At 70.3% G+C, this 1,523-nt stretch carries 1 protein-coding gene; it reads left to right on the top strand.

Annotation, left to right across the window (positions count from 1 at the left end; genetic code table 11):
* Positions 1 to 249 precede the first annotated feature (249 nt).
* Complete coding sequence (locus ABZ807_RS33330) at positions 250 to 1,506, top strand: IS110 family transposase (protein ID WP_357167152.1); 1,257 nt, start codon at positions 250 to 252, stop codon at positions 1,504 to 1,506.
* The last annotated feature ends 17 nt before the right edge of the window (positions 1,507 to 1,523 follow it).

Genomic DNA, 1,523 nt, shown 5'->3' with positions numbered 1-1,523 from the left:
GCTCGCTCATTGGTGCACCCTTGTCTCACTCGAGCTGATGTTGGTTCGAGTGCACCGGTGACCGTCGGGCCATCGCCCAGCTCGCTCGACCTTCGAGGTCCAGCGTGAGTTCTGCGAGGCCCGGCGGCCCGGGACACCCCGACTGGCAACAGGGCTATGCGCCATCGAGCGCCGCTCAATGAGCGACCGGCAGTGGTGTCCCGGAACCGCCAGGTGCTTCCCCACTGGTAGCGCAGCGGAGAGGCAACAATGAGTCTGACCGACACCACCCCGACCCGGCCAGCGGTCACCGCTGGCATCGACTGGGCCAGCGACAATCACGCCGTGTGCGTGCTCGACCCCGACGGGCAGGTCCTCGCCCGGCAGACCGTCGCGCACACCGCGGCGGGTCTGCGCCGGCTGACCGACGTGCTGGAGCGTCACCAGGTCACCGCCGTGGGCATCGAACGCGGCGACGGGCCAGTCGTCGACGCCCTGCTGGGCACCGACGTGACCGTATACGTGATCCCGCCGCAGCAGGTCAAGAACCTGCGCGCCCGCTACGGCTCGGCCGGCAACAAAGACGACCGGTTCGACGCCTACGTCCTCGCGGACACCATCCGCACCGACTGGCGCCGGCTGACCCCGCTGGTCCTCGACAGCGACACCACCACCGCGCTGCGCAAGCTGTGCCGGGCCCGCCGTGACCTGGTCGCCCACCGCGTCGCGGTCGCCAACCAGCTGCGCGCCCACCTGTCCACCGCCATGCCCGCCGCCGTCGGCCTGTTCAGCGACCTGGACTCGGCGATCAGCCTGCGTTTCCTGACCCGCTTCACCACCCAGGACGACCTGGACTGGCTGACGCCTAAACGGCTGGCCACCTGGCTGACCAGTGCCGCCTACAGCGGCCACACCAGTGCGCAGACCCTGCACGCACGGATCACCGCCGCGCCACGCGGCGCCACCGGCGGCCACGGCCACGCTCTCGCCGGGATCACCCGCGCCTACCTCGCCTGCCTGCAGACCATCACCGCGCAGATCCAGACCCTGGCCAAGCAGATCGCCGACGCCTACGACGCCCACCCCGACAAGCCTGTCTACGCAGCCCTGCCCCGAGTCGGCACCGTCCGCGCCGCCCGCCTCCTCGCAGAGATCGGCGACGCTCGCGGCCGGTTCCCCACCGCCGACTCCCTCACGTGCCTGGCCGGCGTCGCCCCGTCCACCCGCGAGTCCGGCAAACTGCGCATCGTGTCGTTCCGTTGGGCCGTGGACAAACAGTTGCGCGACGCGGTCTGCGACTTCGCCGGCGACAGCCGCCACGCCAACGACTGGGCCGCTCAGCTCTACAACCGTGCCCGCGCTCGCGGATGCGACCATCCCCACGCGGTACGCATCCTCGCCCGCGCCTGGCTCGACGTCATCTGGAAGTGCTGGACCACCAGCACCCCCTACGACCCCGCCAACCACCGCGCACTCCAAAACATCCTCAACAAGGACAAAACCGACGACGCCCCGACGGCGGCTTGACACAGGGCAACTCACGC

This window comes from Micromonospora sp. NPDC047548, assembly GCF_040642975.1.
Taxonomy (GTDB): domain Bacteria; phylum Actinomycetota; class Actinomycetes; order Mycobacteriales; family Micromonosporaceae; genus Micromonospora.
The sequence above is the reverse complement of the archived record's forward strand: the minus strand, read 5'-3'. Positions and strand labels throughout refer to the sequence as shown.

What these genes read in the sequence shown, in the direction of transcription:
- ABZ807_RS33330 (WP_357167152.1), top strand. Translation starts at nt 250, where the DNA reads ATGAGTCTGACCGACACCACCCCGACCCGGCCAGCGGTCACCGCTGGC.